This window comes from Streptomyces sp. NPDC029674 (assembly GCF_044903205.1).
GTDB lineage: Bacteria > Actinomycetota > Actinomycetes > Streptomycetales > Streptomycetaceae > Streptomyces.
The window spans coordinates 301,780-326,372 of the sequence record NZ_JBJDPY010000005.1; the positions used below are offsets into that span (position 1 = coordinate 301,780).

Here is a 24,593-nt window from a genome sequence, read left to right on the forward strand (position 1 = left end):
CGAGCGGGAGTGAGGCGGCCGGGTCCCGCGCGGCCGCCGTGGCTCTCACGCAGGACGTCGGCATTCCGTAGGTGGTGAACCCCTATTGCGAGATCGCCCGTCGGGCGAGTAGACCACCGTTCAACGAACGCCGTGCTCCGGCCAGGGCCTTCCAAGGGCGGGGCGGCGGCAGGCGAGAGGCGGAACCGTGAGCAGACGTTCCTTCGACACGGGCTGGGACGCGGACGCGGAGACGTCCGACGGAAACGGCTCCAACGGCGGCGGTTCGCTCGGGCGGGCCGAGGGAGCGCACCGGCTGCGGGAAGCGCTGCGTGAGGGGCCGGTCATCGCGGTGGTGCGGGGAGAGGCCGGGGCCGGCGTGTCAGGCCTGGTGGACGAGGTGCTCGGGGCGCCGGAGTTCGCGGAGTGGACGCAGCTGCGCGGGACTTGCCGTGCGGCGTACGGCGTTGGCGGGGTGGTCTCCGCGCCGGAAGCCGCGCGGCTCCTGACGGGCGGTGGAGCGTCGGCCGGTACGCCGCTCGTGCCCGTCGCCGGCGGTGCTCCACGCCGCCTGCTGCCCGTGCCGTCGGGACCCGACACCCTCCGTACCCCCGCTCCCGAGTCCACGGAACCGCAGGCCGCCGCCCGACTCGAGCCCGGCCCGGATGTGGTCACCCCTCTCACTCCCCTCTCCCCCATCACTGACGCGCTCGCCGCCCTGCCGTACCGGTCCGGCGCTCCCGGTCGGTCCGGTCAGTCCCTTCCGGCGGTGACCGGGGTCGTGGGACTCTTCGTACCCGAGTTGGCCGACCGGTTGCCGGAACCGCCGCCGGGGGCCGCCGATCCAGCGGTACGGCAGGGTCTTCTGCCGCGAGCCGTGGCGACGCTGCTGGCTACCCTCGGAGACGCCGTGCTGATCGTGGAGGACGTCCACCACGCCGACGCCGCCACCCTCGGCCTGCTCCATCACCTGATGTCCGCGATGCCGCCCCGCCTGCGGCTCGTACTCACGGAGGACGCCGCGCCAGGACTACCGGTGTTCGGCGTCGGTCTGCCGGTGCGGGCCCGGGTCGACGAGATCGACGTACGGCCCTGGACATGGGCGGAGACAGAGGAGTTCGTACGCCGGTGGCTGCACGCCCACCGGCCGCAGCACGCCGAGGACCTCCACGACCTGCACGACCTGGTCGTCATGGTGCACGAGCTGACCGGTGGACTGCCGGAGGTGGCCGAGGCGTTGCTGGGAGCCGCCGAAGAACTGCTTCGAGCGCGTGAGGCAGGCGGGCCACTGGCACGGTGGGCGCCGGCCGACGGGCGGAGGGTACGGGACATCGGGAAGGGCGGTGCGCTGGCGGCGGGAGAAGGCGGTTCGGGTGACCCGTGGGGAAGCGGCGCGGGATGGCCCGACGCCGAACGAGCCGGCGCGGGACGGACCGGAACGGTACGGACCGGCACGCCACGAAGCAGCACAGGACGGATCGGCGCAAGACAGACCGACGCACCGCGGGCGGACGTACCCCGGGCAGACGTGGCGCGGAGCAACGCGGCACGGACTGACGCAGAACAGACCGACACACCGCGGGCAGACGAGCCGCAGAGCAACACGGCACGGACTGACGCAGAACAGAGCCGCACCCCCCGGACCGGCGCACAACACCCCTACCTGCAACAGGTCGACGACCCGAGCAAGAGCCGTACGCCACGCACCCCCACCAGCACCCCCGGCGACAGCGGCACGCCCCCGCCCCCGTATCCGGCGCAGCCCCGTTCCCTGCTCGCCGCCCTGCGGCACATCGACGTACCCCCGAAGATCCGCCGCGACTTCGCCCTGCGGTACGCGGGACTTGATGAGGACTGCCTCCGCATCGTGGAAGCGGCGGCGGTGCTCGGCCGGCCCGTGTCCGTCGCCGTTCTCGCCGAGGTGGCCGGTGTCGGCCCGGGACGCGCCGAGGCGGCCGTGGACGCGTGCGTGCGTCGGGCCGTGTTGCGTGCCGACGGGGCTCGCCCCGGCTTCCGGCATCCGCTGGACTGCCGTGCCGCGCTGGCGCGGATGCCGGGGACTCGGCTGGCGCGGCTGAGTCTGCGTGCCGCCCGGGCTTTGCACCGGGGCGGCGACGGCCCGTTGCCGCTGGCCGATCTCGCCAGGCTGTACCGGGCGGCCGGGCGCGTACGCGAGGGACTGCGGTGCCTCGTCGCGGCGGCCGACCGGGCGGCGACGGCCGGGGACTACTCCACCGCCACCAGCCTCTATACACGGGCCATCGCCGACGATCCGCGCGCCGAGGGCCGGATCCGCACCGCCGCGAAGCTGGCCCGTACCGCGCAACTCGCCCGCGCCGGGGCGGAAGTGGTCGCCGCGGTGCGGGGCGTTCTCGACGAGGACGACCCGCCGGCCCGGCTGCGCGGCGAGATCCGGCTGCATCTGAGCGTCGTACTGCGCAACCAGAGCGGAGGAGCGCTGGACAGCCTCAACGAGGTGGCCCGTGCCATACCCGACCTGGAGCTCTCGGACCCGCAGACCGCCGCCCGCGCCATGGCGGTCGCCGCCATTCCGTCCATCAAGGGGTGGCCCGTCGACCGCCACCTGCACTGGCTGGACCGCGGTGAGTCGCTCACCGGGCAGGTCACGGATCCGGTCGCCCGGGCCGCCGTCGCCGCCAACCGCGCCACCGCGCTGATGCTGCTCGGCGATCCCCGGGCCTGGACCGCCGCCGAGGCGCTGCGCGGTCCCGCGGCGACCGCGATGGAGACCGCGCACCACGCCCGCGGCTGGACGAATCTGGCGCACGCCGCCACTGCCCTCGGGTACGACGTGCGGGCCCGCGAGTTCCTGGAACGGGCGGCCCACGGCCTCGCCGACACCAGTAGCCCGTACTTGGAAGGGCTCACGCAGACCGCCCACTTGGTGCTCGCCTGGCACCAGGGCCGCTGGCAGGGGCTGCACGCCGCCGCCGACCGCACCACCCGGCTCTACGAGGAGATACCCGACCTGACCGCCGAGGCCATGCTGGTGCGGGGGCTTGCCGCGCTGCACGTGCTGGGCGACGTTCCCCGGGCCCGCCGCGATCTCGCCGAGGCCGCCCAAATCACGCGCTACGACACCGGCGTCATCCTCACCGCGTCCGCTGCCGCCATCGCCCGCGTCCACCTGGAGGCCGACCGCCCCGGGCAGGCGTGCGAGGCGGTGGAGGAGACCCTGTACCGCCTGGAGCGCACGGGCGGTTGGGTGTGGGCCGGGGAGGTGGCGCCGACCGCGGTGGAGGCGCTGCACGGCAGCGGGCAGACGGCGCGGGCCCGGCGGCTCGTCGCCGACTTCGCGGCGGGGACCGAGCGGCAGGACGCGCCGGCCGCCCGCGCCGCCCTGACCGTGTGCCGGGCCCTGCTCGCCGGGGCCGAAGGACGGCCGGACGAATCCGTGGCGCTGCTGGACACGGCGGAGAGGCAGTGGCGCGGGCTCGGCCGGCCCTTCGACGCGACACGGGCGGCCGAGGCGCGCGGGCGCTGCCTGCTCGAACTGCACGGCGAGGCGGCGGCCGACGTCATCCAGGACGTCGTCGAGGCGTACCGGGAGCTGGGCGCGCGCTGGGACGTGGCCCGCTGTCAGCGGCTGCTGCGCCGCCACGACATCGTCACCACCCACCGCCGCGGCCGCCTCGGCTACGGCGACCAGCTCTCGCCCCGCGAGCAGGAGGTGGCTCAACTGGTCGTCCAGGGCCGGGCGAACCGGGAGATCGCCGAGAGCCTGGTCCTGTCGACCAGGACCGTCGAGCACCATGTGGCCCGCATCATGCGCAAGTTGAACGTCGCGTCCAGGACCGACATCGCCCTGGCCGGGCCGGTGCGGGCGCACACCGCCGAAGGCGAGTCGTCCGCGATTCCTCGCGGATTGTCCGCGGATCCTCTCGGAATTGTCCGTGATCGGTAACAGACGCATCCCTTGGCCAACGTTCCTCGTCCTGCCTGGTGGTCACAGGGTGACCGGGGATCGGCGAGAGACTGCGCAAAGGGGCGGACATGGCACGGCACGGCGGCGGGCGTGGCTGGTACGGCAAGATGGTCGGGGCGGCGCTCGGGGTGACGATGCTCGCCACCGGCGCCTCGGTGTGGACCGCGCAGGCCGGTTCCGCGGGCGACGCGGCGCCCGAGGCGGCCTCGCCCGCGAAGCCGGGCAGCGCCGTCAAGCCGGTCGACGAGACCATCGCGCACGCCTCGGACAAGGGGAAGCGGGGTGTCAACATCACCATCGACGACGGCCCCGACCCCAAGTGGACCCCCCAAATGCTCGACCTGCTGCGGGAGTACGGGGCCAAGGCCACGTTCTGCATGGTGGGGACGCAGGCGCAGGCCCACCCGGAGATCGTGAAGAAAGTGGTCGCGGCGGGGCACCGGCTGTGCGACCACTCGGTGTCGCACAACACGTCCATGGACAAGGATTCCCAGGCCTACCAGTCCTGGCAGATACTCGACGCCGAACGCATGATCACCAAGGCGTCCGGGGGCGTACGGCCGATGTACTACCGGGCGCCCGGCGGAGCGTTCACCCCGTACAGCCGCAAGCTCGCCGCTTCCCGGGGCATGCGTCCGCTGGGCTGGAACGTGGACAGCAAGGACTTCGAGCTTCCGGGTACGGACGCCATCGTCGCCACCGTCGAGCGTGAACTGCCCAACGGGCCGACGCTCCTCTTCCACGACGCGGGCGGCGACCGCACCCAGACCGTCGAGGCCCTGCGCCGGCTCCTCCCCCGGCTCAAGGAGCAGGGCTACTCCTTCGGCTTCCCGGTGCGCTGACCGCTGCCCGCCGCCACTCCTGAGGAGTGCCCGCCGCCACCCCTGAGGAGTGCCCGACGCGCCGCCGCGGCCCCGCGGCCGTAGCGTTGCCGTCATGTGCTGGAGCGCTACGGCCGACCTCGTCGCGGGTACGGGCATCGCGGCCGTGGGAGTCGCCTCGGTGACCCTGGCCGCCCGGCGCCCGCGTGACCTGCCGCTGGCCGCGCTGCCGCTCCTCCTGGGGGTCCACCAGATCATCGAGGCCGCCGTCTGGCGCAACGACGGCGGCACGGGGCCCGCCACCGTCGCCTGGGCCGTCATCGCACTGCCGCTGCTCCCGCTGTGGGTACCGACGGCCGTGCTGTGCGCCGCGCCGCCGCGCGCCCGGCGCCGGCTGCTCGTCCCGCTGGCGGCGGGAGCCGCGACGGCGACGGCGCTCTCGTACGTCCTGGCGACCCGCACCGTGACCGCCGAGATCCGGGGCCACACCGTCGGATACTCCGTGGGGCTGCCGCACGCCGGGCTGATCGTCGTCGGCTATCTCCTCGCCACCATCGGCGCACTCCTCCTGTCCGGCGACCGCGGCCTCGTCCTGTTCGGCGTCCTCGTCGCCGTCGGAGCAGCGGTCTCCGTCGTGCTGTGGCGACAGGAGTACATCTCGACGTGGTGCGCGTTCGCCGCGGTGGCTTCCGTGGCCCTGTCGCTCTGGGTCGGGAGGCGTCGCCCGCCGGCTCCCCGGCCGTCGGACCGGAGCTGCCGGGCAGCATGAACCCTCTTCAACTCCCCGCGGACACACCACAGTCGCGCGCGCGTGCGCGCAGTGTGCCCGGGGTGAGCCCCAGGTGGGTCTCGGCCGTCTCGATCACCAGGTCGCCGAGGTCCGGACCGGCCGTGAGAGGGTCGGCACCATAGGGGGCGGCATTGGCGTACGTGCCCATGCCGTCGACCGCGATCAGAATGTGCAGCGCCGCCCTGAGCGCTCCCCCCGCGGGCTCGATGCCGCCCTCCTCGATCAGCGCGACCAGTGCGCCCCGCGTCTCCGCCTCCTGCGCGTCGACGGCCCGCATGAGGGACTCCTTGAAGCGGCTGAGGTGACGGGCGTTCAGCCACAGGCGGCTCAGGTCGACGTACTCGCCGCCGGTGAGCCGCACGAGGTAGAGCGCGAGCCGGTCGACGGGCGGCAGGCCGGCCTCCTCCGGCGGCAGCAGTGAGTCGCGCTCCCGCGTCGCGGCGTACGTGAACGCCTCGGCGACCAGGTCGTCGGAGGCCGGGAAGTAGTGGCCGATCAGGCTGGGCCGCACCCCCAGCTCGTCCGCCACGCGGCGCAGCGTCACGAGCTCCAGGCCCTGGGCGAGGGCGATGCGCGCCGCGGTCCGCACGATCTCCGCGCGCCGCTCCTCGGGCGGCTTCCTGGTCCGTGCCGGCCGTTCCCGCAGGGGTCTTGACGTCATACCGCGCAGCCTATTGGATTAGCGCCCAACAGCGAATTGGACAGCCGCCCAATAAGCGCTCCACAGGCCGCCCAGCAGGCAGCCCCGCGAGCGGACCGGCGTCACCCGAGAGGCCAGGATGACCACACAACCCATGGAACGTGCAGGTCAGCCCGAGCGCCGGGGCATCGATGCGGTCTCCGACGCGGAACGCATCGGCCGCCCCCGCCAGCTCTTCGCCGTCTGGGCCGCCCCCAACGTCAGCTATCTGAGCTTCGCGGTGGGCGCCTCGCTGATCCTGACGGGGCTCTCCCTCCCGCAGGCCTTCGGCGTGATCCTGGCCGGGAACCTGCTGTGGATCTGTACCGGTGTCGTGGCCGCGAGCGGTCCTGCGGCGGGCACCAGCGGTTCGGTGATCTCCCGGGCGTTCTACGGAGTGGTCGGCAACAAGATGGTCCTGATCGTGACCGGCTGGCTGATCGCCTCCGCGTATCTCGCCCTGAACTGGTCGGCCGCCTCGGTCGCCGGCATCGGCCTGGCCGGGCAGTGGGGGCTGCCCGGATCGCCGGGCCTCGACACCGTGGTGATCTGTCTGATCGCGGGCGTCACCCTGCTCGTCGCCATCTACGGCTACGCGACGATCGTCCGCCTCTACACCGCCCTGAGCGTCCTGCTCACCGTCGTCTTCATCGTGGTGACCGGGTACGTGCTGGGCTCGGTGGACTGGTCGTACGCCCCGGCGCGACCGTTGCACGGCGCCTCCCTGGCGGCCGCGCTGGGCACCGGCTTCACGCTCGTCGGGTCCACGGCGCTCTCGTACAGCAACAGCCCCGACCTGGCCCGCTACCTGCCCCGCTCCTGTTCCGTCACCGCCGTCGCCGGCTGGACGGCCCTCGGCGCCTATCTGCCGAGCGTCGTCTTTACCTCGGTCGGCGCGCTGGCGGCGACCAGCCTCGACATGGCCGACCCGCAGGCGGCCCTGGAGAAGGTCCTGCCCGGCTGGTTCGTGCCCGTCTTCGTGATCTCCGTCGTCCTCAACGCGGTCGCCAACAACGGGATGACGGCGTACAGCGCCGGTCTCTCCGTCCAGTCGGTGGGCGTACGGATCGCCCGCATCCCCGCCGTTCTCGTGATCGGCGGCCTCGGCACGGCGATGACCCTCTACGCGATCCTCGTCTTCGACTTCCTGACCAGCGTCAACACGATGCTGCAGCTGGTCGTCGTGATCACCGGCCCGGCGATGGCGGTCGCCGTCACCGACCTGGTGCTGCGGCGCAACCGCTACCACGGCGAGCAGTTGCTGCGCCAAGAGCGCGGCGGCCCGTTCTGGTACCGCGGCGGCATCCACTGGCCGGGCATCCTCGCCCTGCTCACCGGCGGCCTCGCCGCACTGATGTGGGTGAGCACCAGCTTCTGGACCGGCCCGCTCGCGACCGCCCTCGGCGGCGTCGACCTGGCGGTCCCGGCCGGCATGGGCACCGCCGCCCTCGTCTACTGGGCCACCACGCGGGCCCTGCGCACCATCGACAGGGACGCGGACGCCGACGCGGACGGTCCCGGATCCCCCAACTCCCGCACTCAGAAAGGCGCATCCCTGTGCACGCCGACGTCATCGTGACGGCCGCCCGTATCGAGCCCCTGGAGGCAGCCGACCACCAGGAGGAGTGGGCCCGTCGTCCCGCCGACGCGCTCGCGATCACGGGCGGCCGGATCGCCGCGGTCGCTGCCGCCGACGAGATCGCCGCCCTGCGCGGCCCCTCCACCGTGGTCCACGACTTCCCCGGCGCCACCGTCCTGCCCGGCCTCGTCGACGCGCACGCGCACCCGGTGTGGGGCTCCATCGAGATCGGCCGGGGCGTGGACCTGTCCGGGGCGGACACGCTCGACGCGGTCCTCGCCCGCATCGCCGAGGCCGTTCGGGACGGCCAGGACAGCGCGGGAGGTGCCTGGATCACGGGATACGACCTGGACGTCAACGTCTTCACCGCCCTGGGCGAAGAGCCCTCGGGCGCCGTCCTCGGCGAGCGCTTCCCCGGCCGGCCCGTCTCCCTCATGACCCAGGACGCCCACGCCCTGGTGATCAGCCCCGGCGCGGTGGAACGCGCGGGCCTCACCGGCCGGGAGACCTTCACCGACGCCTCCTCCGTCGTCACCGGGCCCGACGGCCGCCCGACCGGCTACGTCCTCGAACTCCAGGCCATGGAGCTCGTCTTCGGCCACTACCCGGAGGTGCCGGTCGCCACGGCCGCCGGTCATGTCCGTACGCAGCTGGAGATCCTCGCCCGCGGCGGCCTCACCGGACTGCACGCCCTGGACTTCACCGAGCCGTCGGAGGACGTCTACCGGTACATCGAGGCGCACGGCGAACTTCCCCTGCGCATCCGCTGTTCGCCCCTCGTCCCCGCCGACTCGGGCCCCGCGGCGTGGCGGCGGATCGCCGGGCAGCAGGGGCTCGCCGGCCGGCGCTGGCACGTCGAGGGCGCCAAGTTCATGCTGGACGGCACCGCCGACAACGGCACCGCGTGGTTCGACCGCCCCGACCGCCACGGCGAGAACCGCGCGCCCCTCTGGCGCGACCTGGACGCCTACCGCGCCGCCGTCCGCTTCTTCACCGAACGCGGCATCCCCACCGCCACCCACGCCATCGGCGACCAGGCCGTGCGCCACGCCCTCGACGTACTGGAGGAGGCGGGCCCGGCGGGCCGCGCCCCGCACCGCGTCGAGCACATCGAGTCCCTGCCCGACGACCTCGTCCCCCGCTTCGCGAAGCTCGGCGTCGTGGCCGGGCTCCAGCCCGTGCACGGCACCCGCCACACCCGCGCCGACGGCACCGACAACTGGTCGCGCCGCATCGGCCGGGACCGCGCCGCCCGCGGCTGGCGCACCCGTGACCTGCTCGACCACGGCGCGGTCGTCGCCCTCGGTTCGGACTGGCCGATCGGGCCCGGCGATCCGCGCACCGGCCTCGCCGACTGCCAGCTGCGCCGGCCGGTGGAGGAGCCGGACACCGCGCCGGTCCAGCCCGCCCAGGCGATCACCGCGCGCGAGGCGTATACGGGTATGACCCGGGCCGCCGCGCGCGCGGCGGGCGCCGATCACGAACTCGGCCGGATCGCCCCCGGCTTCCTCGCCGACCTGACCGTCCTCGCGGACAGTCCCCTCGACCTCACCCCCGAGGAGCAGGCCCGCAACCGCGTCCTCGCCACCGTCGTCGGCGGCGATGTCCTGCTCCACTCCCCCACCGCTCACTGAGGAATCCCGATGCCCACCGTCCCCCGCACCGCCCACCGCCTCCACATCGCCGTGTCCGCCGCCGACCCGTACGCGCGCGGCGTGGCCCGCGGCGAGCGGCTGCGCACCGGTATCCCCGCCGCGCTCGACGTCTACGCCCGCCTCTTCGCCCTCGGCGACATCACGCTGAGCGGCGCCCGCGCCGACGCCGAACGCGCCCTCGACGTCATCGGCGGCTTCCGCCCGGCCGCCCGCGCCGAGATCGCGGGCATCGCGCACGGCGCCGGAGTCGAGGAGTGGCAGGTCGGTGTCCTCAACGCGCGTACGGAGATACTGGCGCGCTCCACCGCCGTGCCGCCCGGCGAGTGCACCACCGTCGTGCGCGGCGGTCTCGGCGCGCAGACCTGGGACTGGCACGTCGAGCTTGCCGACCACTGGCACACCCTGGAGTCCCGCGGCGCCCGCCACACCGTCGTCGGCCTCACCGAGCACGGCATTCTCGGCAAGATCGGCCTCAACAGCGCGGGGCTCGCGCTGCACTTCAACATCCTGGGCCATCTCCGGGACGCCGTCGGCGGCCTCCCGATGCACGTCCTCGCCGCCGTCGTCCTCGCGGAGGCCGGCAGCGTCGCCGAGGCCGTCGACCTCGTACGCTCCGCCCCGCTCGCCTCCTCCGGTTCCTTCGCCCTCTTCGACGCGGCGGGGGACGCGGTGCTTCTCGACACCAGCCCGGCGGGCGTGCACGAGATCCGCCCGGACGAGCGCGGGGTCCTGCTGCGCACCAACCACTTCCTCACCCCGTCCCTCACCGCCGACGAGAAGTCCTGGCTCTACCAGCCCGACTCGGCCGAACGCCGCGACTTCGTCTCCGCCCGCCTGGACCGGGTGCCTCAACTCCCCGCCGAACCCGACTCCTTGGTCTCGCTCCTCACCACAGGACCGGACGAACCACCGGTCACCTGCCTCCCCGACCCTGCCAAGCCCCTCGGGCAGCGCTGGGCCACTCTCGCCACGGTCACCCTGGACCCGGCCACCCGCACGGCCCGTGTCCTGGACGGAACGCCGGCCGACATCGGCGTCACGGAGTGGCGCGTACTGACGGCCGTCCCGCGCTGACGGCGCGGGCTGTCTCAGCGGGACCGCCGCGGGTCCGGACGGTTGCCGCGTGGCAGAGTCGGAGCCATGACGACCGCATCCACCGCATCCGGGGACTTCGAGCTCACCATGGACGAGCTGCGCGTCGTCGCGCGCTACGCCGTGGAGAGCGCCGAGGAGGTCCTCCCTGCGTTTGAGGCCGTCCACCCCGGCGATCCCCGGCCCCGCGCGGCCGTCGACGCGGCACGGGAGTTCGTGGACGGCGCGCGCAGGACCAGGCTCCAGCGCACCGCCTCCCTGGACGCGCACCGTGCCGCGCGGGAAGCGGCCACGGACGTCGCGCGACTCGCCGCGCGTGCCGCCGGCGACGCCGCTGCCGCCGCCTACCTTCATCCGATCGCGAAAGCCACCCAGGTGGGCCACATCCTGCGCGCCGCCGCCATCGCCGCGCGCGTGGGCGAACTGGGCGCGGGCGGTGATCCCGCCGTCGGGCTCGCACTGATCGAGCGGGCCCGGCGACGCGCCACACCGGCCCTGACCGATGTCCTCGGCCGGTATCCGCTCGCGCCGGCCGGCAAGAGCCGTGTCGCACAGCTCATGAGCGTCCTGGACGCGTCGTTGCGTACCGCCGGGAATCCCTAACCGGCCCGGTAGGCCCGCAGGAAGGTCCGCACTCCCTCGACGACGAGCGGCCGGACGCGGGGGTCCTCCACGGCGTTCGCCGAACCGAGCCTGTTGAGCGCGACGTTGAAGGTCAGCGCGATGAACTGGTCGGCAGCGAGGCGGGGGTCGGGCACATCGAGGAGCCCGGCCTCGGCGAAGGCGGCGAACCGCTCGGCGAGCGCCTCGTCGGGAGTGTCGGCCAGGGGGTTCTCGCTCTGCTGCGGCGGGCGGCCGGATTCCGCCCGGACCAGCCGTTGCAGTGTCGCGTACTCCGCCGAGCCGAGCATGTCCGTCGCGATGCGCATCGAGAACGTGACCAGCGCGTCCTCGAGGTCGGCGGCCTCGGTGGGGTCGCCGAGGGTGTCGTCGAGGGTGCGCCGGATCGTGGTGATCAGTGACTGGCCGACGGCGTCGACGACCGCGTGCAGCAGGGTCCGCTTGTCACCGAAGTAGTCGTAGACCGTCCGCTTGGACACCTCGGCCCGGGCGGCGACCGCGTCGACGCTGGACCGGTCGAAGCCGTCGGCGAGGAACAGTTCCCTGGCCGCCGTGAGGATGGCGGCCCGCTTCCGCGTGGAGCCCTCGCGCAGTGTCTTCGAGGTCGGCGGTGTCTTCGTGGTCGGCATGGGCACATCTTAACCGTCCTACACTGCACGGTGTAGTGTAGTTTCAGGGAAAGGCTCAGGTTCGGCCCGCCGCGTCGGAAAGGACGTCCATGACCGCAACTCTGGCTCCACCGCTCCGCATCGGGAAGGCCGCTGTCGGGGCCCTCGGCACGCTGGCGGTCGCCACCGGCGCCCTGGAGTCGGTGGTGACACCGACCCTCCCGCTCCTGCAACGCGAGCTGGACATGAGTCCCGCCGAAGGGGCGTTGCTCAGCATCATGCTGCTCATCACCGGCGCGCTCGTCACACCGGTCGCGGGGAAGTTCGGAGACCGCTACGGCGGAAAACGGGTCCTGCTCCGGCTGATGGCGGTGGTCTCGGCCGGCGGCCTGGTGTCGGCCCTGGCACCGAACCTGCCCGTGCTGCTGCTCGGTCAGGTGCTGCAGGGAGCGATGGTGGGGGCGTTACCCCTGTCGTTCATCCTGGTGCGCGAACACCTTCCCGCCGGAGAGTCGAAGGTGGCCATCGGGGTGGTCAGCGGGTTGTTCGTGGGCGGCGGGATGGCGGGGACGCTGGCGGCCGGTCCCGTGGCGGAAGGGCTGTCCCGGCACTGGATGTTCGCGCTGCCGACGCTCGCGGTCATCGCGTCCACGCTGCTGGTGAGCCGGCTGCTGCCGCACGACCCGCCGAGCCGCTCGGCCGGCGCCGGGATCGACTGGCCCGGCCTGGTTCTGTTGAGCGGGACGCTGGTCACCCTCATGCTCGTGCTCGCCCTTGCGCCCGAGTTCGGCTCGCGGCCACTCGTGCTCGGCGTCCTCGTCGTGGTGCTGGCCGCCTTCGTGACCGGCTGGACGGCCGTCGAGCGTCGCGCGGCCTCACCGATGGTCGATCTGCGCATGCTGGCGCGGCCCGCGATGTGGAAGTCGTGCGTGCTGACGTTCGTGATCTGCGTCGGTACCGCGATGGCCGTCTACCTCCTCCCGCAGCTGTTCGCGGTCTCCGGCGACGGGTACGGCTTCGACGCCGGCGCCACCGAGATCGGCTTCTATCTGCTGCCGGGCGCCGTGGCCGCGTCGCTGGCCGGGCCGGTCAGCGGGATCGGGGCACGGCGTTTCGGCTCGCGTGCCGTCGTCGTCACCGGCGTCGCCGTCATGGCCGTCGCACTGATCGCCCTGGCCGCCGCGCACAGCCAGATCTGGCACCTCGTCGTCGGCAAGCTGCTGATCGGGCTGGCCAACGGCCTGTGCGTGACGGCGTTGGTGGCCGGCACCGCCACCTCCGTCGACCACGGCGACACCGGCATCGCCACCAGCCTGGTCCTGGTGACGCGCGTGGTCGGCTTCGCCGTGGGTGTGCAGGGCGGTGGCGCGATCCTCACCGCAGGGACCCCGTCCGGGTCGGACGTCCCCGCCGAATCGGCCTTCGTCACCGGCTTCGTCATGGCCGGCGCCGTCACGGCACTGTCTCTGCTCGTCGCCCGCACCATGAAAAAAGGAGTCAAGGAATGATCCGCACTGATCAGTCTCCGTCCAGGGCCATCCGCACCACGCCGAGGCGCACGGTCCTGATATCCGGGGCCAGCATCGCGGGGCCCGCCCTCGCGTTCTGGCTCAACCGCCACGGATACGCGGTCACGGTGGTCGAGAAGGCGAGCGCACCGCGTGACGGTGGTTATCCCGTCGACGTACGCGGTACCGCGCTGGAGGTCGTCCGGAGGATGGGAATCCTGCCGCGGCTGCGGGACGCGCACATCGACCTGCGTCGGCTGACCTTCCTCGGGGAGGACGGCAGCGAGGTGGTCTCGGTCGATCCGCACACCCTCACGGGCGGTGTCGCGGGAGAGGATCTGGAGGTGCCGCGCGGGGAGTTGACCGGCGCGCTCCATGCGGCGGTCCGGGACGACGTCGAGTTCTTGTTCAGCGACTCCATCGCCGCTCTCGACCAGTCGGGGCCCGGCGTGGACGTCACCTTCCGCGGGGGCGGCAGCCGTACGTTCGACATGGTGATCGGCGCGGACGGGCTGCACTCGCGCACCCGCGAGCTTCTGTTCGGCCCCGAAGAGCGGTTCCACCGCTACCTCGGTTACTGCTTCGCCGGCTTCACCATGCGCAACGCCCTCGGTCTCTCCCGCGAGACCGTCATGTGGAACACCCCGGGCAGAGCCGCTGCCCTGTACGCCGCACGGGACACTGGTGAGGGCGACGACGAAGTGCACGCCTTCCTCAACTTCGCCCAACCGGAACCGCCCTTCGGCGCGTTCCGCGACCCGCGGGCCCAACGGGACCTGGTCGCCGCGGTGTTCGCCGACGCGGGGTGGGAGGTCCCGGGCATGCTCGCCGCCATGCGCGACGCGGACGACCTGTTCTTCGACGTGGTCAGCCAGATCCGTATGCCCCGCTGGTCGAGCGGGCGGGTCGCGCTGGTGGGCGACGCCGCGTACGCGCCCTCGTTCCTCACCGGGCAGGGCTCCAGCCTCGCGCTCGTCGGCGCGTACATGCTCGCCTCCTCGCTGGCCGGCCGGGACCACACCACGGGCTTCGCCGCCTACGAACGCCGCACCCGCGCGTTCGTGACCGTGAATCAGGAACAGATCGGCAAGGGCGACGCCCCGCTCTTCCCCACCACTGCCCGTGGCCTGGAGCGCCGCAACGACATGCTGCTCGGACTCGGCACCGCGCCCCGGTCCGCAAAGGGCCGCCCGGCCCACTCGGCCCTCACCCTCCCGGCCGTGTGACTCAGGCGTCCCGGCGTCTGTAGGTGCGGATGCGGTAGCGCAGGCCGGATGTGGAGGTCTGCCAGCCGTTGTCCTCGGCGGCTCGCCAGGTGGGGTCCGGTGTCGGGGCGTAGGTGTCGCCGATGACCGCGGAGTCGACTTCGGTCACGGAGAGCGTCGTGGCGTACTCCAGGGCGGCGCGGTAGATCTCGCCGCCGCCGATCACCCATGTCTCCGTGCCGGCGGACGTCCCGGCGGTGGGTTCCGCGCGTGCTGCCAGTTCCAGGGCGTGGGCGATGGAACCGGCGCGTTCCGCGCCCTCTGCGGCCCACTCCGGATCGCGCGTCACCACGATGTTGCGCCTGCCGGTCAGCGGGCGGAAGCGCGGCGGCAGCGAATCCCACGTCTTGCGGCCCATCACCACCGGATGACCGAGGGTCGTCGCCTTGAAGTGCGCCATGTCCTCGGGGAGCCGCCACGGAATGCCGTTGTCCGCGCCGATCACGCCGTCGAGGGTCTGCGCCCAGATCAGCCCGACGTTCATACGGCGACCGGGGCCTTGATGGCCGGGTGGTGCTGGTAGCCGACCATCTCGACGTCCGCGTAGGCGTAGTCGAAGAGGGAGTCGGCCGCGCGCAGCCGCAGCTCGGGGAAGTCGAACGGCGTGCGCGAGAGCTGTTCCGTCACCTGCTCGACGTGGTTGTCGTAGATGTGGCAGTCGCCGCCGGTCCAGATGAAGTCGCCCGGCTCGAGGCCGGCCTGCTGCGCCACCATGTGCGTGAGCAGGGCGTAGCTCGCGATGTTGAAGGGGACGCCGAGGAACAGGTCCGCGCTGCGCTGGTACAACTGGCAGGAGAGCTTGCCGTCGGCGACGTAGAACTGGAAGAAGGCGTGGCACGGCGCCAGGGCCATCTTGGAGAGCTCGGCGACGTTCCAGGCGGAGACGATCATCCGGCGCGAGTCCGGGTCGCGGCGCAGCGTGTCGAGGATCCCGCTGATCTGGTCGATGTGCCCGCCGTCCGGCGTGGGCCAGGAGCGCCACTGTGCTCCGTAGACCGGACCGAGATCGCCGTCCGCGTCGGCCCATTCGTCCCAGATGGTGACGCCGTGCTCGCGCAGCCAGCCGACGTTCGAGTCGCCGCGCAGGAACCACAGGAGCTCGTACACGATGGACTTGAGATGCACCTTTTTGGTCGTGATCAGCGGGAACCCCTGCGAGAGGTCGTAGCGCAGTTGGTGCCCGAAAATACTCCGGGTACCGGTGCCCGTCCGGTCGGCCTTGGCCGTCCCGGAGGTGAGTGCCGATCGCAACAGGTCTTCGTACTGGGTGTCCGCCACAGTCGTCGAGTCTAAACGCACGCCGGGTCCGCTCCGACCCGGCGATACGTTTACGCTGCGGTCCTCGTCGTGGCTGGTCAGCAGTGGAAGTAGCAGTGGGTCGTCGTGCCGTGGTCCGGGTCGGTGTGGACGCGGACGAGGTCGGCGATCACGTGGACGAGGAGCAGTCCCCGTCCCCCGCGCCGGTCCTTGGGAGGGGGACAGCGGCCGGCGAGCGGATCGGCGAGTACGCCGGCGTCGCGGACCTCGAAGACGACGTGGTCGTCCTGGGTCCAGATCCGCAGCGCGCCCGACCCTCCGCCGTGCACCACGCTGTTCGTCGTCAGCTCGGCGACGGCGAGGGCGAAGTCCTGCAGCCGGGGCTCGGGCAGGCCGAGCTCCGCCGCGCGGAGGATGGCGTGATGCCGTACGTCGGACAGTGACTGCTTCGCGTAGGACACCTGCGGCACGTCGCCGGGGGCCGTCAGGGGCTGGTTGTAGCGGGAGACGACCGCCTCGGGGGCGTAGGCGGCGCTCGTGTCCTGCGCGCCGGACCGGATGATCGTGGGGTGGGTGGCGTGGGCGTCGGCCAGGACCGTTTCTTCCAGTCCCAGCTCGTCGTAGGGGCAGAGGATCGTCGCTTCGCGGCCCTGGAACGCGAGGTTGATCAGCGCCTCGTGCTGTGCGCAGGCGGGGTACTCCGTCGAGGTGCGGCCGGCCCAGATCGGCTCGCCGATGATCCGCACCCGCTCCTCGGGGTGCGCGTCGGCGAAGGCGCGCAGCACCCGCGGGATGATCCGGCCGGGGTTGCGGCCGGCCTGCTCCATGTCGAGCAGCCGCACCTTCTCGGCGCGCTCGCCCAGCGCGGTGCGGATCAGTTCCAGATTCGCCTCAGGGACCGCAACCGCCACCGCCTCGCCCGCGTCGAGCCCGTCCAGGACGAACGGCACCGTACCCGCCAGGTACTCCTCTGGGCCCCGGTAGAACAACGCGGGATGGACGAAGGGATCGGTCTGGGCCGTGGCACTCATGGGGCGGACACCTCGATTGCTGACAGATCGGGCCAGAACAGCTCGAGCAGACGGGTCAGGGCGGGCGGCGGCCTGTCCAGCACGAGCCGCTGCCCGCCGTCCAGGCCCTGGGCGGCCACCGCCAGAACCGTGACTCCGGCCACATCAATGAAGGTCAGCGCCGAGAGATCCAGATAGTACGGGGGCCGGTGCTGTCGGGCCACCCGCTCCATGGCCCGCTCCCACACCGGATACGTCGGCAGGCAGACCTCACCGGCCACTTCCAGACCGGTCCGGTCGGCCAGGGGACGGATCGTCAGCCGGGAGCTCCCGGGTGTCGCCTCACCTGCCGTCGCGCACCCTTTGTACGGATCGTCCACATTGCCCTCCTGCTTTCCTTCCAGGCGTCATAAGTATCCCCCACCTGGCTTGAAAGCAAGGTGAGTTGGACTGGACTAGGGGCCGATCTCCGCGCCGACCGCGGTCAATGCCGTGGTCACGGGCTGGAAAAACGTCTCGCCGCCCGCGGTGCAGTCACCGCTGCCGCCCGAGGTGAGGCCGATCGCGCTTCCGTCGCGGGTGAACAGCGGTCCCCCGCTGTCTCCGGGTTCCGCGCAGACATCGGTCTGGATGAGTCCGGTGACCGTGCCCTCCGGATAGTTGACCGTGGCGTCGAGCCCGGTGACCACTCCGTCGCGGAGTCCGGTGGTGCTGCCCATCCGGGACACCTCGAGCCCGACCGCGGCGTCGGCGGCCCGCACGATCTGCGTGGTGCTGCCGTCCCCCGTGTCGACCACGCTCGGGGCGGCCTCGGCCGGATCGTCGTACGTGACGAGCGCGAAGTCACCGTCCCCGGGGAACGTCGCCGTCTCGACGGTGCCGATCGGCGCGCCGTCCGGGTCCTGCGACCACTGCTGGGCGGCGACTCCGCAGTGCCCCGCGGTGAGGAATCCGGGGCGCCCGTCCTCGGCCGTCACGTTGAACCCGAGCGAGCAGCGCGCGCCGCCCCCGAAGATGGCGTCGCCGCCCGAGGCGAAGAGCTTGAACTCGCCCGGGGACTTCTCGACGCGGGCCATTCCCGCGCCGAGCGACGCGACGGTCGCCTCCAGCTCGTCCCACCGTTCTCCGGTGACCGTGCGGTCGGCCGTGACCAGGATCTGGTTGGTCCTGGGGTCGGTGGCCCACGCGGTTCCGGACATGCCGGCCCGGCGGGTCAGTGTCCTGCCCGCGGCCCCGAGGTCGTCCGCGCTGTTGCGGACGCTGCGCGCCACCGCACCGGCTTCGCGCACCCGGGCGTCCGCGTCGTTGTCGTCGCCCACGACGTTGACGACGAGCTGCCGCTTGTCCCCGTCGTAGTACGCCCCTCCGTAGGCGTCGCCCAGCCGCGGGGCCAGCCGCTCGGCGAGCCGCGCCGCCGCTGCCGGGCCGATCCGCGGGGCGGCGGGCCCCGGGGCGGACCGTGCGGCGGCCCCCTCCCCCGGCTGCGCGGCGCCGGCATGCTGGAGCAGAACCGCCGTCGCGGCGATGCCCGTCGCCGCGGCTACGGCCAGAACGGCCTTTCGCTTGGGTATGCGCTTGTGCCTCAACTCGTCGCCTCCTGTGGGGATACCGAGCTCGCTCACCGGCCGGCGCCGGGAACACGTTCGGCTCCTGGATACGGAAGCGACGCCAGTTGCGTTCACCGGAGGGGCCCACTGCGGTTGTGCCTGTCCCGGGGACGACGGATTCTGTAGGGAATGAACGGGGCTGGTGTGGCGCCATGACGGCATGGAACGCGTGGAACGCGGAGGCGAGCGCTGACTTTCGGGGTCCCCTCGACGTCACCAGGGCGGCCACGGCGCTCGTCGACGCCCGGGACACGGTCGTCGGGTGGAGCCCCGCGGCGGAGCGGCTCCTCGGCTACCGGCCGCAGGAGATCATCGGCCGGCCCCTTTCGACGTTCCTGTCGTCACCCGGCCGGCGGCCGCGGGCGTCCGCCGCCGACCCGCTCGCCGCCGAGTCCCGGGGCAACGAGATCCGGGCCGCCCGGCACCGGGACGGGCGGGAGCTGGCCGTGGCCACCGCGGAGTGTCCGCTGGCGGGCGCCGGGTCCGCGGTGCGCGTCGTCGTCGCCACGGAGGTGCGGGATCTGCGGCTGTGGGAGTCCCGGCAGGCCCTGCTGCACGGGCTGGCCACCCAGTCACCCGTCGGCCTCGCCATCTACGACACCGATCTGCGCCTGACCTGGTGCAATACGGCGTACGAGCTGGAGATGGGGCGGCCGTTCGAAGAGTTCCGCGGCTCTCGGGCCGATGAGATGTACTCCGACGGGAAGTTCGTGAGCAAGGGTCACCCGCCCACGCTCGACACGGTCATGCAGCACGTCCTCGACACCGGTGAACCCTTCCTCGACCTGCACTTCCAGGGCCGGCCTCCCAGCGACCCGGAGACCGACCACCTCTGGTCCTGTGCCTACTACCGGCTCCAGGACGCCGAGGGGCACGTGTTCGGGGTGTGCGAGGACGCGTTCGACATCACCGATCGCTACAAGGCGCAGCGGCGCCTTGCCCTGCTCGTCGAGGCGGGGCGCGGGATCGGCACCGCCCTCGACGTGCGGGTCACCGCCGAGAAGATCACCGAGGTGGCCGTACCGGAGTTCGCCACCACGGTGACAGTCGACCTCGCGGAGGCGGTGCTGGAAGGTGAGGTTCCGGCCACCAGCGGCGCGGCGGCGGTGTCTCTGGTGCGGGTCGCCCGCTGTTCGGCCGAGCAAGCCGGCCGGGAGCAGCGGCCGAAACGGCAGCCGGGGCAGCGGCCGGGGCAGCATCCGCCCGTGGAGTACCGGCCCGGTTCGCCGCAGTACCGCAGTCTTTCCTCGGGCGGCCTCGTGCTCGACGACACGGCCCTGGTCGTGCCGCTGCGGGCCGGAAACAGCCTGCTGGGGATCGTCACCTTCGAGCGCGGCACCGGTTCGGCCTCCTTCGACAGCGGTGAGGTGGCGCTGGCCGACGAGCTGGTCGCCCGTACGGCGGTGTCCCTCGACAACGCCCGCCGCTTCACCCGTGAGCGCACCGCTTCCCTGGCCCTCCAGCGCCAGTTGCTGCCGCAACAGCTTCCGGAGCAGTCGGCGGTCGAGCTGGCCTACCGCTATCTGCCGACGGACGACGTGACCGGGGTCGGCGGCGACTGGTTCGACGTCATCCCGCTGTCCGGTACGCGGGTCGGCCTCGTGGTCGGGGACGTGGTCGGTCACGGGCTGCAGGCAGCGGCCACCATGGGCCGGCTGCGCACGACCGTACGCGCGTTCGCCCAGATGGACATGGACCCCGTGGAGCTGCTGTCGCGGCTCGACGATCTGGTGGGGCAGTCGGCGGAGGAGCAGTCGGGCGGGCGGGGGCCGTACGGCGGCGGCTATGCCGACGTGACCACCGGCGCGACCTGTCTCTACGCGGTCTACGACCCGGTGTCGCGGCGCTGCGTGATGGCCAGGGCCGGGCATCTGCCGCCGGCGGTCGTCGACCCGGACGGCCGGCTGTCGTTCCCCGATCTGCCGGCAGGACCGCCGCTGGGCCTCGGCGGGCTGCCGTTCGAGTCCCTGGAGATCGAGCTGCCGGTGGGCAGCCTGCTTGCGCTCTTCACCGACGGCCTGGTGGAGGCGCGTGACCGCGACATCGATCACGGACTCGACACCCTGGGACAGGTGCTCAGCGACCGGCACGCGTCGCTCGAGGAGCTGTGCGACCGGGCCGTGGCGGAGCTCCTGCCGGGCGGCTCGACGGCCGACGACACCGCCCTGCTGCTCGTTCGCACCCGCGAACTCGACACGGCGCAGGTCACCGAGTGGGAGCTGCCCGCGGAGCCGGTCGCCGCGGGCCACGCCAGGGAGCTGGCCACCCGGCAGCTCAACCACTGGGGCCTGGGTGAGCTGTCGTTCTCGACCGAGCTCGTCGTCAGCGAGCTGGTGACCAACGCGGTCCGGTACGCCGACGGGCCGATCCAGGTACGCCTCATCCGGGACCGCACCCTGCTCTGCGAGGTCGCGGACAGGGGACACACCTCGCCCCACCTGCGTCACAGCGGTGAGGACGACGAGGGCGGGCGCGGCCTGTTCATCGTGGCCCAGCTCGTCCAGCGGTGGGGCACGCGCTACACCCGCTCCGGCAAGACCATCTGGACCGAACAGGCCTTTCCCTCTTAGCGGTGGCGATCTTGGGCATGCGAAGAAGGTGATCTTCGTTGCCGTCCACCGTCAGGAAGTGGAATGACCGTACCCTCGCGCCCGGTCCGACGGACGGACCGTGAGCGGCGCTTCGATCTGCGCGCGACCGCCCTGTTCTTCGTCTTCGTCGCGATCGTCTTCTGCGGCGCGGTGGTCGCGGTCCGCGTCGCGGCCCGGATCGCAGAGAGCCGGCCGCTGTGGGTCGGCTCGCTCGTCGCCGTGGGGCTGGCGGCCGGTTTTCTGTGCCGGTCCAGGTGGCGCCGTTTCTCCGCGGCGCGGTACGCGCGCCGTACGGCCGAGGCACTGGAGGAGGCGGCCGAGCGGGCCGCGGAGAGCCTGGAGAGCCCGGAGCGTCCGCTCGCGGGGGACGACGGGGTGACGGCCGCCGTCGTGGTCGACTACACCGCACTCGACCCCGACGGCTTCGAGCAGGCCATAGCGGAGCTGTGTGCCCGTGACGCGTGCCAGGAGGTCGAAGTGGTGGGCGGCGCCTGCGACTTGGGGGCGGACGTCGTGGCGGTGGCCCCCGACGGGCGCCGCGTCGTCATCCAGTGCAAGCGTTACGGTGCGGACCACAAGGTCGGCTCGGAGGAGCTGCAGCGCTTCGGGGGCACCTGTTTCACCGTCCACGAGGCGGACATAGCGGCGCTCGTGACGACGAGCGACTTCACCGCTCCCGCCCTCGATTACGCGCAACGGTGCGGCATAGTCTGCGTGGCCGGCGCGGACCTGCGGGCCTGGCGCGACGGCACAGGACCGAGCCCCTGGGAGCCGACGGCCGCCGACGCCTGACCCGCGCGTCAGACACCCGCCGAGTTCTTCTCATGCGGATGCGGGTGCGAGTGCGGGTGCCAACCCCGACTTGTCGATTATCGATATGCTCCGCTAGCCTGCGGCATATCGATAAACGATAGGCATCAACGGGAATCAACGGGAAGGAGCGCGGTGAACACGCGGCTCACAAGGACCCTGGCTTCGGTGACCTTCGCGCTGGCGGTGCTCAGCGGGCTCGCCTTCGCCGGCACGGCGCTCACGCACATGCTCGACGACGGAGCGGTCTGCGTGGAGACGGGCTTCTGGGCCAACGCCTCACTGGGGCCGGACGGCCTGCCCGTCGGCCAGGGCGTGGAGGCGTCCGCCAGCGCCACGCGGCTCTGCCAGGAGGGCCCTTCCGTGGCGCAGCGCGCCGCCGACCTCGGCGGCCGGCTCCCGTGGCTGCTCTTCGGCTCCCTCGCGCTGCTGCTCTTCTCCCAGCTGCTGAACACCGTGCTGGCGCAGGGGCCGTTCACCGAAGCGGTCGCGCGGCGGCTCTCCGTCCTCGGCTGGTTCGTCGCCGTGGGCACGCCGCTGGCCGGCCTCGTCGTCGGCTGGTCGCAGTCCTGGCTCACCGGGAGCATGGCGCCGGTCGCGGGTTCCGGGCCGACGGTCACCGGGCCGCAGGCGCTCGTCCTCGCCGGGCTGGCCGCGGTGGTCATGGGGAAGATCATGCGCGAGGGTGTGCGCATGCGGGAGGACCTCGAAGGGACGATCTGATGGCCGAAGAGGAACGTCACTCGATCCGGATCCATCTCGACCGGCTGCTGGCCGAGCGCGGCATGACCCTCACCCAGCTGTCCGAGAAGGTGGGCATCACCGTCGTCAACCTGTCGGTGCTCAAGAACGGCCGGGCCAAGGCCGTCCGCTTCTCAACCCTGTCGAGGATCTGCGATGTGCTGCGGTGTCAGCCGGGGGACCTGATCACCCACGAACCGGCCCCGGCAGAGGACGTCGAGTAGGTCTCGTCCGCCTGCCGGGGCGACTGCTCACCGTGCCACCTCGTCAGCGGGTGACCACGTGGCGCTCGTCGGGCACGCAGTGGGTCATGGTCAGGCCGGAGACGTCGCGCGGCGGGTTCTTGCCCAGCCGCTCGAGGCGGCCGCGGTCCTCGTCCGTCAGCGTCTGGCTCGGCAGCGGTTCCAGGTGGGACACGTCGTCGGGGCCGATGCCGAGGCCTTCGCCGACGCGCAGCCCGAGGTCGTTCTCGACCAGCAGGAAGTGCCAGACCATGCGCTCCTGGACCTTCCGGTCGCACTGGGAGATCAGGTCCACGAAGTTGCGTACGAGATCGTCCCGCTCCCAGTCCTCCATCAGCAGATAGCGCTGGCCCGCCTGCATGTAGTCGTTGGTGAGCGGGATCCGCTTGCGGGTGAGCCGGCCCCGGATCTCCGGGCCCTGCTCGTCGTGCGTCGGGTACTGGCCCTCGCGGAGTCCGCCCGTGATCGACGGTTCGTAGTTGACCTCGGGGTTGTCGTTCGCCGCGCGGTTGTCGTACGCCATCGCGCCGTCGCGCTGGTTGGTGCGCACCTCCGCGTTCTTGGCCTGGTTCACCGGCAGCTGCAGGTAGTTCGGGCCCACGCGGTAGCGCTGCGTGTCGCTGTAGGAGAAGGTCCGCCCGACGAGCATCTTGTCGTCGGAGAAGTCGAGGCCGTCGACCAGGACACCGGTGCCGAAGGCGATCTGCTCGTTCTCGGCGAAGTAGTTGTCGACCGTGCGGTCGAGCACCATGCGGCCGACGGCCTTCGGCGGGAAGTCCTGCTCCGGCCAGGTCTTGGTGTCGTCCAGCGGGTCGAAGTCCAGCTCCGGGTGCTCGCCGTCCTCCATGACCTGCACGAGCAGCTCCCACTCGGGGTAATCACCCCGGCGGATCGCCTCGTACAGGTCCTTGGTGGCGTGGCCGAGCTCGCCGGCCTGCACGTTCGCCGCGTCCTCCTCGGTCATGCTGCGCACGCCCTGCTTGGGCATCCAGTGGTACTTGACGAGGACGGTGTCACCGTCGGCGTTGACCCACTTGTAGGTGTTCACGCCGAAGCCCTGCATGTGCCGGTAGTCCGCGGGGATGCCCCGGGGGCTGAAGAGGTTGACCAGCATGTGCATGCTCTCCGGGGTCTGCGACATGAAGTCGAAGATCCGGGCGGGCTTCTGCTCGTGCGAGACGGGGTCGGGCTTCAGTGCGTGGATGACGTCGGGGAACTTCACGGCGTCGCGGATGAAGAAGACACCGAGGTTGTTGCCGACCAGGTCCCAGTTGCCGTCCTCCGTGTAGAACTTCACGGCGAAGCCGCGCGGGTCACGGGCGGCCTCGGAGGAGTCACGGCCGCCGATGACGGTGGAGAAGCGCAGGGCGACGTCGGTGCGCTTGCCCTGCTCCTGGAAGAGTTTGGCGCGGGTGTACCGGCTGATCGGTTCGTCGCCCCATTTCCCGTACGCCTCGAAGTACCCGAACGCGGTGGCGCCCCGGGCGTGGACGACACGCTCCGGGATCCGCTCCCGGTCGAAGTGGCTGATCTTCTCCAGGAAGTGATAGTTCTCCAGCGTGGCCGGGCCTCGCGCGCCGACCGTGCGCTGGTTCTGGTTGTCGTAGATCGGGTGACCCTGCCGGTCGGTGAGCACCGGCCGGGGGTCGTCCGCGGGTGAACCCATGCTGGATACGTCCGTCATGACCATCGGCTCCTTGACGAGTGACCGCGTGCGCGAGCCCTGCGTACCGGCACGCGTGCGGGTTGATCCCCAGTACCCCGCCCCGTCCACGATCACACACATGCCTCC

At 72.2% G+C, this 24,593-nt stretch carries 21 protein-coding genes; 13 read left to right on the forward strand and 8 right to left on the reverse strand.

Features of this window, described 5'->3' with window-relative positions; translation table 11 throughout:
- Positions 1–187: 187 nt before the first annotated feature.
- The 3 genes from ACI2L3_RS14780 (at position 188) to ACI2L3_RS14790 (ending at position 5,515) form a co-directional block, all read left to right on the forward strand.
- On the forward strand, positions 188–3,904 hold the full coding sequence (locus ACI2L3_RS14780; protein WP_404752743.1) for a LuxR C-terminal-related transcriptional regulator: 3,717 nt from the start codon (positions 188–190) through the stop codon (positions 3,902–3,904).
- An 89-nt stretch (positions 3,905–3,993) separates the two neighbouring features.
- Positions 3,994–4,767 (forward strand): polysaccharide deacetylase family protein, encoded by a 774-nt coding sequence (locus ACI2L3_RS14785; protein WP_404752744.1) that lies wholly within the window; start codon positions 3,994–3,996, stop codon positions 4,765–4,767.
- A gap of 94 nt (positions 4,768–4,861) precedes the next feature.
- On the forward strand, positions 4,862–5,515 hold the full coding sequence (locus tag ACI2L3_RS14790) for a DUF6629 family protein (RefSeq protein WP_404752745.1): 654 nt from the start codon (positions 4,862–4,864) through the stop codon (positions 5,513–5,515).
- Between the two features lie 7 nt (positions 5,516–5,522).
- On the opposite strand, the gene ACI2L3_RS14795 is transcribed toward ACI2L3_RS14790, so the two are convergent.
- Positions 5,523–6,197, reverse strand: a complete 675-nt coding sequence (locus tag ACI2L3_RS14795) for a TetR/AcrR family transcriptional regulator (protein WP_404752746.1) — start codon at positions 6,195–6,197, stop codon at positions 5,523–5,525.
- Positions 6,198–6,330: 133 nt separating this feature from the next.
- Between ACI2L3_RS14795 and ACI2L3_RS14800 the strand changes: the two genes are divergently transcribed.
- From ACI2L3_RS14800 to ACI2L3_RS14815, 4 genes are all read left to right on the forward strand, one after another.
- Entirely contained in the window at positions 6,331–7,794 is a 1,464-nt protein-coding gene (locus ACI2L3_RS14800) for a purine-cytosine permease family protein (protein WP_404752747.1), read from the forward strand.
- Positions 7,773–9,428, forward strand: a complete 1,656-nt coding sequence (locus tag ACI2L3_RS14805; protein ID WP_404752748.1) for an amidohydrolase — start codon at positions 7,773–7,775, stop codon at positions 9,426–9,428. The genes ACI2L3_RS14800 and ACI2L3_RS14805 overlap by 22 nt, the downstream gene beginning before the upstream one ends.
- A 9-nt stretch (positions 9,429–9,437) precedes the next feature.
- Positions 9,438–10,523, forward strand: coding sequence for a C45 family autoproteolytic acyltransferase/hydolase (locus tag ACI2L3_RS14810; protein ID WP_404752749.1), 1,086 nt, complete (start codon positions 9,438–9,440; stop codon positions 10,521–10,523).
- Between the two features lie 66 nt (positions 10,524–10,589).
- Positions 10,590–11,144, forward strand: a complete 555-nt coding sequence (locus ACI2L3_RS14815) for a putative immunity protein (RefSeq protein WP_404752750.1) — start codon at positions 10,590–10,592, stop codon at positions 11,142–11,144.
- Here the strand turns inward: ACI2L3_RS14815 and ACI2L3_RS14820 are convergent.
- The gene (locus tag ACI2L3_RS14820; protein ID WP_404752751.1) at positions 11,141–11,791 is read right to left on the reverse strand and encodes a TetR/AcrR family transcriptional regulator; all 651 of its coding nucleotides are present in this window, start codon (positions 11,789–11,791) and stop codon (positions 11,141–11,143) included. The two genes, ACI2L3_RS14815 and ACI2L3_RS14820, sit on opposite strands and share 4 nt — an antisense overlap.
- Before the next feature lie 89 nt (positions 11,792–11,880).
- Between ACI2L3_RS14820 and ACI2L3_RS14825 the strand changes: the two genes are divergently transcribed.
- A complete protein-coding gene (locus ACI2L3_RS14825) occupies positions 11,881–13,278 on the forward strand; it encodes an MFS transporter (RefSeq protein ID WP_404752752.1) in 1,398 nt (465 codons plus the stop codon).
- Positions 13,275–14,504 carry an FAD-dependent monooxygenase gene (locus ACI2L3_RS14830; RefSeq protein WP_404752753.1) on the forward strand — a complete coding sequence of 410 codons (1,230 nt, stop codon included), beginning with the start codon at positions 13,275–13,277 and terminating at the stop codon, positions 14,502–14,504. The genes ACI2L3_RS14825 and ACI2L3_RS14830 overlap by 4 nt, the downstream gene beginning before the upstream one ends.
- A gap of 1 nt (position 14,505) precedes the next feature.
- Here the strand turns inward: ACI2L3_RS14830 and ACI2L3_RS14835 are convergent, their stop codons facing one another.
- From ACI2L3_RS14835 to ACI2L3_RS14855, 5 genes are all read right to left on the reverse strand, one after another.
- Positions 14,506–15,027 (reverse strand): dihydrofolate reductase, encoded by a 522-nt coding sequence (locus ACI2L3_RS14835; protein WP_404752754.1) that lies wholly within the window; start codon positions 15,025–15,027, stop codon positions 14,506–14,508.
- Entirely contained in the window at positions 15,024–15,821 is a 798-nt protein-coding gene (locus ACI2L3_RS14840; RefSeq protein ID WP_404752755.1) for a thymidylate synthase, read from the reverse strand. Before ACI2L3_RS14840 ends, ACI2L3_RS14835 begins: the two co-directional genes overlap by 4 nt.
- Positions 15,822–15,898: 77 nt before the next feature.
- The gene (locus tag ACI2L3_RS14845) at positions 15,899–16,831 is read right to left on the reverse strand and encodes an anti-sigma factor RsbA family regulatory protein (protein WP_404752756.1); all 933 of its coding nucleotides are present in this window, start codon (positions 16,829–16,831) and stop codon (positions 15,899–15,901) included.
- Entirely contained in the window at positions 16,828–17,190 is a 363-nt protein-coding gene (locus ACI2L3_RS14850) for an STAS domain-containing protein (protein WP_404752757.1), read from the reverse strand. Before ACI2L3_RS14850 ends, ACI2L3_RS14845 begins: the two co-directional genes overlap by 4 nt.
- 75 nt (positions 17,191–17,265) lie before the next feature.
- Entirely contained in the window at positions 17,266–18,396 is a 1,131-nt protein-coding gene (locus tag ACI2L3_RS14855) for a S1 family peptidase (protein ID WP_404752758.1), read from the reverse strand.
- A 173-nt stretch (positions 18,397–18,569) separates the two neighbouring features.
- Here ACI2L3_RS14855 and ACI2L3_RS14860 point away from each other — a divergent pair, with 173 nt between their 5' ends.
- From ACI2L3_RS14860 to ACI2L3_RS14875, 4 genes are all read left to right on the forward strand, one after another.
- Entirely contained in the window at positions 18,570–20,987 is a 2,418-nt protein-coding gene (locus tag ACI2L3_RS14860; protein WP_404752759.1) for a SpoIIE family protein phosphatase, read from the forward strand.
- Positions 20,988–21,050: 63 nt separating this feature from the next.
- Complete coding sequence (locus tag ACI2L3_RS14865) at positions 21,051–21,800, forward strand: restriction endonuclease (protein ID WP_404752760.1); 750 nt, start codon at positions 21,051–21,053, stop codon at positions 21,798–21,800.
- 186 nt (positions 21,801–21,986) lie between these two features.
- On the forward strand, positions 21,987–22,541 hold the full coding sequence (locus ACI2L3_RS14870; RefSeq protein WP_404752761.1) for a DUF2975 domain-containing protein: 555 nt from the start codon (positions 21,987–21,989) through the stop codon (positions 22,539–22,541).
- Positions 22,541–22,783, forward strand: a complete 243-nt coding sequence (locus ACI2L3_RS14875; protein WP_404752762.1) for a helix-turn-helix domain-containing protein — start codon at positions 22,541–22,543, stop codon at positions 22,781–22,783. Before ACI2L3_RS14870 ends, ACI2L3_RS14875 begins: the two co-directional genes overlap by 1 nt.
- Positions 22,784–22,826: 43 nt before the next feature.
- Here ACI2L3_RS14875 and ACI2L3_RS14880 read toward each other — a convergent pair whose 3' ends face one another.
- A complete protein-coding gene (locus ACI2L3_RS14880; protein ID WP_404752763.1) occupies positions 22,827–24,485 on the reverse strand; it encodes a catalase in 1,659 nt (552 codons plus the stop codon).
- Between the last annotated feature and the right edge of the window lie 108 nt (positions 24,486–24,593).

What these genes read in the sequence shown, in the direction of transcription:
- ACI2L3_RS14785 (WP_404752744.1), top strand. Translation starts at nt 3,994, where the DNA reads ATGGCACGGCACGGCGGCGGGCGTGGCTGGTACGGCAAGATGGTCGGG.
- ACI2L3_RS14790 (WP_404752745.1), top strand. Translation starts at nt 4,862, where the DNA reads ATGTGCTGGAGCGCTACGGCCGACCTCGTCGCGGGTACGGGCATCGCG.
- ACI2L3_RS14795 (WP_404752746.1), bottom strand. Translation starts at nt 6,197, where the DNA reads ATGACGTCAAGACCCCTGCGGGAACGGCCGGCACGGACCAGGAAGCCG.
- ACI2L3_RS14800 (WP_404752747.1), top strand. Translation starts at nt 6,331, where the DNA reads ATGGAACGTGCAGGTCAGCCCGAGCGCCGGGGCATCGATGCGGTCTCC.
- ACI2L3_RS14810 (WP_404752749.1), top strand. Translation starts at nt 9,438, where the DNA reads ATGCCCACCGTCCCCCGCACCGCCCACCGCCTCCACATCGCCGTGTCC.
- ACI2L3_RS14815 (WP_404752750.1), top strand. Translation starts at nt 10,590, where the DNA reads ATGACGACCGCATCCACCGCATCCGGGGACTTCGAGCTCACCATGGAC.
- ACI2L3_RS14820 (WP_404752751.1), bottom strand. Translation starts at nt 11,791, where the DNA reads ATGCCGACCACGAAGACACCGCCGACCTCGAAGACACTGCGCGAGGGC.
- ACI2L3_RS14825 (WP_404752752.1), top strand. Translation starts at nt 11,881, where the DNA reads ATGACCGCAACTCTGGCTCCACCGCTCCGCATCGGGAAGGCCGCTGTC.
- ACI2L3_RS14830 (WP_404752753.1), top strand. Translation starts at nt 13,275, where the DNA reads ATGATCCGCACTGATCAGTCTCCGTCCAGGGCCATCCGCACCACGCCG.
- ACI2L3_RS14835 (WP_404752754.1), bottom strand. Translation starts at nt 15,027, where the DNA reads ATGAACGTCGGGCTGATCTGGGCGCAGACCCTCGACGGCGTGATCGGC.
- ACI2L3_RS14845 (WP_404752756.1), bottom strand. Translation starts at nt 16,831, where the DNA reads ATGAGTGCCACGGCCCAGACCGATCCCTTCGTCCATCCCGCGTTGTTC.
- ACI2L3_RS14860 (WP_404752759.1), top strand. Translation starts at nt 18,570, where the DNA reads ATGACGGCATGGAACGCGTGGAACGCGGAGGCGAGCGCTGACTTTCGG.
- ACI2L3_RS14865 (WP_404752760.1), top strand. Translation starts at nt 21,051, where the DNA reads ATGACCGTACCCTCGCGCCCGGTCCGACGGACGGACCGTGAGCGGCGC.
- ACI2L3_RS14875 (WP_404752762.1), top strand. Translation starts at nt 22,541, where the DNA reads ATGGCCGAAGAGGAACGTCACTCGATCCGGATCCATCTCGACCGGCTG.
- ACI2L3_RS14880 (WP_404752763.1), bottom strand. Translation starts at nt 24,485, where the DNA reads ATGACGGACGTATCCAGCATGGGTTCACCCGCGGACGACCCCCGGCCG.